Source organism: Psychrobacter urativorans (assembly GCF_904846695.1).
GTDB classification, from domain to species: domain Bacteria; phylum Pseudomonadota; class Gammaproteobacteria; order Pseudomonadales; family Moraxellaceae; genus Psychrobacter; species Psychrobacter urativorans.
In genome coordinates, this window is the sequence record NZ_CAJHBR010000042.1 from 1 (window position 1) to 6,278 (window position 6,278).

Below are 6,278 nucleotides of genomic sequence, written 5' to 3' on the forward strand. Positions count from 1 at the left end.
AAGGCCGGACCCTTTCGTTGACAGAGGTTGGTGAGCGTTATTTCACAGATGTGAGTGGCGCATTGGGTCTACTTTCAGATAGTAGTCAGATTATTAAACATGGAAAACCTGGGCATATACGCTTAGCTCTGTACAGTTCAGTCGCAGTGAATTGGTTGATTCCTCGACTAGAAGACTTCTATAGACAGTATCCAGAAATAGAACTCACTTTAGATATGGTTAATCATCCCTCTGATTATAATGAGCAAAGGGCCGATTGTTATATCACCGTCGATCCTCCTCCACATGCTTTCATCAGTAAGTTTTTATTTACTGAAACTTTATATCCTGTGTGTGGTCAAAAGCTTTGGGAGAAAATAAGAGATAAACCCCTTCCTGACGCATTGTGGCGGCATCCAATATTGTCTGTGAGATATGCAGATACAAGCGTGAATACAGCAGAGGATTGGCTGCGGTGGTGTAAGGCAGGCGGATTTGAATTGCCAAGCGATATAAAGATAAATCATTTTAGTCATGTACTACTAGCGATAGAAGCCGCAAGGTACAATCTGGGCATTACTCTTACCAATAATTATATGATGCAGGATGACGCTTATAAACAAAATATCGTTAGAATTCCAATGCACGAATTTCTAACAGGGGACCAATTTTACTTCGTTTGCAAGGAATTAAAGAATAATCAGGATGATATTATTAAATTAAGCGAATGGCTGAAATCCCAATGTAATTAAAAAAATCTTTACCTTATTTGTTATCAAAAGATCAAATTATGATTTGTTATAGGGGTTTAAAATGATGATTTAGAAAATCCCGATCAACAATTCATAAAGACTCATATCCTCAATAAATAGTCATTTATTTTATCTGATCTTAAATAAGATATAGTCAATCCAACTTAAAGTTGTAACAGCAGACATTGCTGAATAAATGATTTAGATCATTCTCACCCCAGCCCTGCCTGAGCTTTTTTACCTCAGCCCATTTGTGTTCAATAGGATTTAGATCAGGACTGTAAGGCGGTAGCCAGAGTATACGGTGACCGTGTCGGTTTAATAGCTTTTTGATACGTTTGTTCTTATGAAATCTGGCATTGTCCATGACGATGACACATTTGTGATCAAGCTTTGGAATAACGTTATATAGTTAAGTAATGCATAAGGATTAGATTATGATTGCTAATGTATTTAATTCCATCGCAGACTCCTTCTTTAATTTTTTACTAGCCATTATTTGCGTACTCATGTTATTGGCACCACTGTATAAATGGAAGTCTCGTCCTAACAAGGCGCTCACCAAAAGAATAATAATAGCAATTTTTTTAATTCCAGTCTCTTTATATCTTCTAGTAGATACTTTCAATACTAAAGACCAGCAAAAAGACGATCAACTGTTATCAGTTGCTCATTTATCTGAAAGAGATAGGCCATTAGAAAATGAAAACCATATTAGTATGCCTGATAAGCATGCTTTTGCAGCGACCCTTGAATTGAATGGTATTAGAACAAAACAAAATAACGAGAGCCGGACCAACCTTAAAGAGAATAAAGATGAGCATCAAGAAGGTAGCTCTCAGGTAAGTCTTCACTCTGAAAATAATAATGGAGGGTTGTAGACTTGTGGCACAACTCTTTGTGTATGACGAACTGATGGTCAATCCATCTGATCTCTACTATCAAATCCGTAGTAACAAACTTCGCGGATTTTAGTGACGCAGCCTGACAGTAAAAATCAAACTACACCTATCTTGGCGATACACTATCTCATTTTTCAAACCCACGAAGGCGATGTGATTTTGGTTGAGCAGTTTGACCGCTTAGCACGTTTGAAACAAGCTGATTAGGTTACTCTCAAAAGAATGCTATCAGAGAAAAAGTTGGCAGTAGTATCAAAAGAGCTGCCGACCTCACATATGGCGCTTCAATCTGAGAATAGCACTGAATTTATGAGTAGCGTGTTGCAAGCCATCAATTCAATGTTACTTGATATGCTCGCTGCTATTAGAAAGGACTATGAAGATCGGCGTAACCGTCAGATGCAAGGTATTGCTCGTGCTAATACAGAAGATAAGTATTCAGGACGTATGAAAGATTCCGAGAAACGTAAGATTATCGCTAACCTCCTAAAATCTGGACATAGCTATACTGAAATGCAAGCTACGGCTAAGTGCTCGCGTCAGTTGATAGCTGTTACAGCTAAGCAAATACTCAAATACTCAAATACTCAAATACTCAAATACTCAAATACTCAAATACTCAAATACTCAAATACTCAAATACTCAAATACTCAAAATTATTTTGAGGATCTGTAATAACCTTGTCAAATAAAAATGGTCTGTTATTAGAGTTCCTCTGATATATTCTGTTTAAGTAAGAAAAATATTGATTACGTTTCAGGTTACAGTATTTTAGCCGAATCTTTTATAAACGAATCATTATTGCAACGATGACACAAATACTAGCTTGAGCTTGATTATCAAGGCAGACTTTCCTGCGTATAGCAGGATTTGTTCTAACTATTCAAACCATCTGCTTCATCTTTAAAGGTCTCTACAACGACAGAGAAAATATCGTCCCAAACCTCATCATTTGCCAAAAACGGATAATCCTTCAGTAGCTTATTACTTTTAACACCCTTATTTTGTAGCATGCTGCGAATGATTCTATCGGCATAGCTGTTGGGCATCTCAACAATCTCTTTTATCGCCAGTCGTGCATGGTCATGCTTTCTTAGGTAATGTGACTCGTTATGCATCTCTTTTTCAATAACATGAGCAATCAGTCCTGATAAGTACTGAACGTGAGGCGTTAGATCCATGAAGCGCCATGCAGGTTGAATCAGGTGAGTATTTCCAAAATTTAAGTTTGAGCGAATACCATCAGGGTAAGTAATCGCCTGTTTATCAAAGCTGTAATGATCACGCATTTGCTTCATAAGCGGCACAGAGACACGGTCTAAAATCTTATCATAGGCATGACGGTCTGAAGGATGCTCAGCAATGGCTTGTGATATAGGTAGGATAATCGGCTCATGAATGATTTGGTCTCGTCGGAGGACATCATTAATCAAAAAGCGATGTACGCGGCCATTGCCATCCGCTAATGGATGAATATACACAAAGGCAAAGGAGACAACAGCACTACGCATCAGTGCTGACTGTCCCTCAGTCTTTTCCATAAATACCTGTAACCCTTCTAGCTTATTAGCAATGTCATCAGCAGGTGGAGCGATATAGTGCCCAATTTCTTTAAAGCCATTCACCTGAGTATGCGACACAAAAACTGGTGATTGACGGACACCATACTGCTGGATAACCGTTTTGCTGCCGAGTATCTCTTGTTGCAACTCTGCCAGTGATTCAGGATCAAGCGGAATGTCACCGGTGCCGGTACGTCGTGCCATCACATCGGCAAAACGTTCAATACGTTTTAACTCTTTTCCCTCACCTTCTATAGTAAAGCTGGCTTTACTTTCTCGTAGGGTCATCCATACGGAGGCGCGCATCAGTAAGTCTTGCCCAAATTCATCGTTAAGTTTGTCAACCATCATGGCAATATCGAGTGCAGCTGCTTGCGTAAAGGCCTCTGTTTTCACCAGCATCGGACAGAAATGACGGGTTCCTGCTAGGTTGTCATTGATACGCCAGCGAGCGTTCTTGATGACCTGCGAAGGACTTGAAGTAACCAATTTCTTAGCATCTAAAGTATCCACATAGTTACCACCTATATTACTTGGTACCTCTAAACGCTTATCCATGAGCCATTCATATAAGAAAGCCATTCTACGGGCATAGCTGCCTGTCGGCTCAGCGTTTACCCATGCTTGTACGTCATCAGCACCTACCTGCTCAAATAGACGAACCAGTAACTCTAAATTCAGTACTTCATGACGCATGTGAAACTGTAAATGCGCAATGATTGTGTCCAGAGGACGCGCGGTTTCCTGATAAGCGTTATGAATGACGTCACCGTCTTTATAGGTTTGTCTGCGCCCACCGATACTACTGCTGACATATAAAGGCGAAACCAGCTCGATGCGGGCATAACGGATAAGCCATGCTGCGCCAATAGGGTCTGAGGTAGGGGTGTTTATCATGAGTGGCTCAAGCGATTATAGATAAGCCATTTTGCAGAAAAGCGATTATGAATGCAAGATAATGGTTATTATCAAGCCTTACTGCATTAAATCGATTTTTATATGACGTTGTGATACCTGTAAATAAAGATCAAAAGGCGTATTGAGTGGATATAATGAGTTCAAATTGAATGAGGTAAATACACCGTTCTTAACATAGCTACGTAGTAATAGAGTACCCATTTCTGTAAATAATGCGGTAATCCCCCACATCAATACTTATCAAAAAAATACAGCAATTATAAGCATTACAACATTTTGGCAAACCTAATCGAAAGAAGGATTGCTAATAACAGAATTAGACCGATTATCCATAATGATTGTAAGAGAAATTTTTTATCATCCATAATTGAGACCATCCCAGATTCTGTGTAACTGACGTTTAGATTAAATACTTACACAGAATATAGGATGCTCTCCATTATTAAGCTTATATACCTATAGAATAGATAATTCTAGCCAATATGGAGGTGTTTTTCCTTTAGAAGCTTGAGAACGTGGCTGAAGAATACGCAATTCATATTTACCTGAATATGGAAGCTTGTAATAACCTTGGTTATCTAGTTCAGAGGAATATTCTCCTACATTGACAGAATCTGATAAATTCTTATTAAATAAATAAGAATCTACATTCCCTCCCGTTGTTTTAACAGAAAGCTTTTGGTTCTTTTTGGCATAAAATGTATAGGAATCGTACTTACTACCCTTTAATTTCCCATAATAGTTAGCTGAACTAGCGCCTTTTTTAAATTGAACATCAACAGTTTTAGCCACTGCATCTGAAGATGCGGCCATTACTGTAGGACTTACCATTAGAACAGGAAGCGCAATTAGAATAGCAGCAGTTAAGTTTTTCATATTTTAAACACTCAAACAGTAAAAAAACGATTTTATCTTACTCCACACTGTCAACCTTTATAGATATGTTATATTAGTATTACTAATATAGAGAGTACGTTGGTAAGTTACTGAATAAGGCCACCTGTAACGACCCTAACTTCTAGTTCTACCGTAAACCTACTTATGGTAGTAAAAACCTGAATTTCATCACCTAAACAAAGAGAACACTGCTAAATAGTGGTGTTCTCTTATTATATTTAAAGGAAAAATTATGCGTTCTTTACTTCTAACGACAATGTGCTTAACGGGCAGCTTAGCTCTAGTGGCTTGTAATAACCATCGTGCCGACACCACGGATCTGAGTAAGCAGCCTACAATAGAAGTGCCGGTAGCGTCAGCGGCATTTACTGCTTTTGGAAACACCGCTAAAGAAAAAATTTGGCGAATAGTGATTGAAGGAAATGAGCTAAGTATAGAGGCGAATTTCTTAAAGCCAACGACAGCAACAGTTATCGTGGTGGGTTCTGGTTCTGTCAATACTGAAGGTGTCGAATACGCGAGTACTATCAATGGACAGCCTATTGTTGTGAATATAAAAAATAACCTTTGTATCGATGACAATGGCTATCAAAATGAACTTACTGCAATATTAACTTACGCAGGCGAAGTATATCAGGGTTGTGCCGTTGCCGGTGCAATAGAAATTGCGCCCACATAGAAGATAAGCCTAACCTATGAATAAACCATTGAAAAAATTTAGCCTAGTATTCTTACCATCATTTTTGTGGGTCGTATTAACTGGGTTAGGATTTGGCTCTCAAAGTCTATCTAATTTGATTGAAATTATAGGAATTTTTATAGTATCTGTGCTGTGTTTATTTATCCCAGAACGATTTATAAAATATCAACACCTTCTTCTAATACTCTTAATAATCACTGCCTTAGTGCGTTTTTTAACCCCATATATACCGGAATAATATTAAACCAGTTGGCTATCTGAACCGCCCCGACTATATCGGAGAGCGTCTTAATGAGTCAGGCAACTTTGCCTGACTCATTAAGACGATCATAATATTGCTTTTCAAACTCAAAAGGTGATACATAACCAATCGTACTATGCATTATCACATGAATTACCCGCGTTCCAACAAAGGTAATAACGCCAGAATCAGCCATCTGATCAGTATAACGAATAGATAAATACTGAACGCCTCTATCACTACGATGAATAACGTCTTTTGGGTTGTTTCTGTCTGCAATGGCTTGATTTAACGCTGCCATCACCATATCGATGTTCATACGATTA

General features: G+C 38.4%; 8 protein-coding genes and 1 pseudogene. 5 read left to right on the forward strand and 4 right to left on the reverse strand.

From position 1 onward, the window contains the following. On the forward strand, positions 1 to 731 hold a 731-nt coding region (locus JMY09_RS14055), incomplete at its 5' end, for a LysR substrate-binding domain-containing protein (RefSeq protein WP_227677376.1). A gap of 154 nt (positions 732 to 885) precedes the next feature. Here JMY09_RS14055 and JMY09_RS14060 read toward each other — a convergent pair. Further along, positions 886 to 1,131, reverse strand: a complete 246-nt coding sequence (locus JMY09_RS14060; protein WP_227677380.1) for a transposase — start codon at positions 1,129 to 1,131, stop codon at positions 886 to 888. Between the two features lie 37 nt (positions 1,132 to 1,168). On the opposite strand from JMY09_RS14060, the gene JMY09_RS14065 reads away from it, so the two are divergent. The 3 genes from JMY09_RS14065 (at position 1,169) to JMY09_RS14070 (ending at position 2,299) form a co-directional block, all read left to right on the forward strand. Continuing rightward, positions 1,169 to 1,612 (forward strand): hypothetical protein, encoded by a 444-nt coding sequence (locus JMY09_RS14065; RefSeq protein WP_201624564.1) that lies wholly within the window; start codon positions 1,169 to 1,171, stop codon positions 1,610 to 1,612. A 93-nt stretch (positions 1,613 to 1,705) separates the two neighbouring features. After that, positions 1,706 to 1,840 (forward strand): hypothetical protein, encoded by a 135-nt coding sequence (locus tag JMY09_RS14745; protein ID WP_264298306.1) that lies wholly within the window; start codon positions 1,706 to 1,708, stop codon positions 1,838 to 1,840. Between the two features lie 15 nt (positions 1,841 to 1,855). Beyond that, on the forward strand, positions 1,856 to 2,299 hold the full coding sequence (locus JMY09_RS14070; protein ID WP_227677378.1) for a recombinase family protein: 444 nt from the start codon (positions 1,856 to 1,858) through the stop codon (positions 2,297 to 2,299). 210 nt (positions 2,300 to 2,509) lie between these two features. On the opposite strand, the gene JMY09_RS14075 is transcribed toward JMY09_RS14070, so the two are convergent. Then, the gene (locus JMY09_RS14075; protein WP_201624566.1) at positions 2,510 to 4,093 is read right to left on the reverse strand and encodes a Fic family protein; all 1,584 of its coding nucleotides are present in this window, start codon (positions 4,091 to 4,093) and stop codon (positions 2,510 to 2,512) included. A gap of 477 nt (positions 4,094 to 4,570) precedes the next feature. After that, on the reverse strand, positions 4,571 to 4,990 hold the full coding sequence (locus tag JMY09_RS14080) for a PPC domain-containing protein (protein WP_062846051.1): 420 nt from the start codon (positions 4,988 to 4,990) through the stop codon (positions 4,571 to 4,573). A gap of 253 nt (positions 4,991 to 5,243) precedes the next feature. Between JMY09_RS14080 and JMY09_RS14085 the strand changes: the two genes are divergently transcribed. Beyond that, positions 5,244 to 5,690 carry a hypothetical protein gene (locus tag JMY09_RS14085; protein WP_025651568.1) on the forward strand — a complete coding sequence of 149 codons (447 nt, stop codon included), beginning with the start codon at positions 5,244 to 5,246 and terminating at the stop codon, positions 5,688 to 5,690. Between the two features lie 460 nt (positions 5,691 to 6,150). Here the strand turns inward: JMY09_RS14085 and JMY09_RS14885 are convergent. Then, a pseudogene (locus JMY09_RS14885) lies at positions 6,151 to 6,278 on the reverse strand (IS3 family transposase); the annotation flags it as partial.

Excerpts from the sequence above, each read along its gene's own strand:
- JMY09_RS14065 (WP_201624564.1), top strand. The coding sequence starts at position 1,169 with ATGATTGCTAATGTATTTAATTCCATCGCAGACTCCTTCTTTAATTTT.
- JMY09_RS14070 (WP_227677378.1), top strand. The coding sequence starts at position 1,856 with ATGCTATCAGAGAAAAAGTTGGCAGTAGTATCAAAAGAGCTGCCGACC.
- JMY09_RS14075 (WP_201624566.1), bottom strand. The coding sequence starts at position 4,093 with ATGATAAACACCCCTACCTCAGACCCTATTGGCGCAGCATGGCTTATC.
- JMY09_RS14080 (WP_062846051.1), bottom strand. The coding sequence starts at position 4,990 with ATGAAAAACTTAACTGCTGCTATTCTAATTGCGCTTCCTGTTCTAATG.
- JMY09_RS14085 (WP_025651568.1), top strand. The coding sequence starts at position 5,244 with ATGCGTTCTTTACTTCTAACGACAATGTGCTTAACGGGCAGCTTAGCT.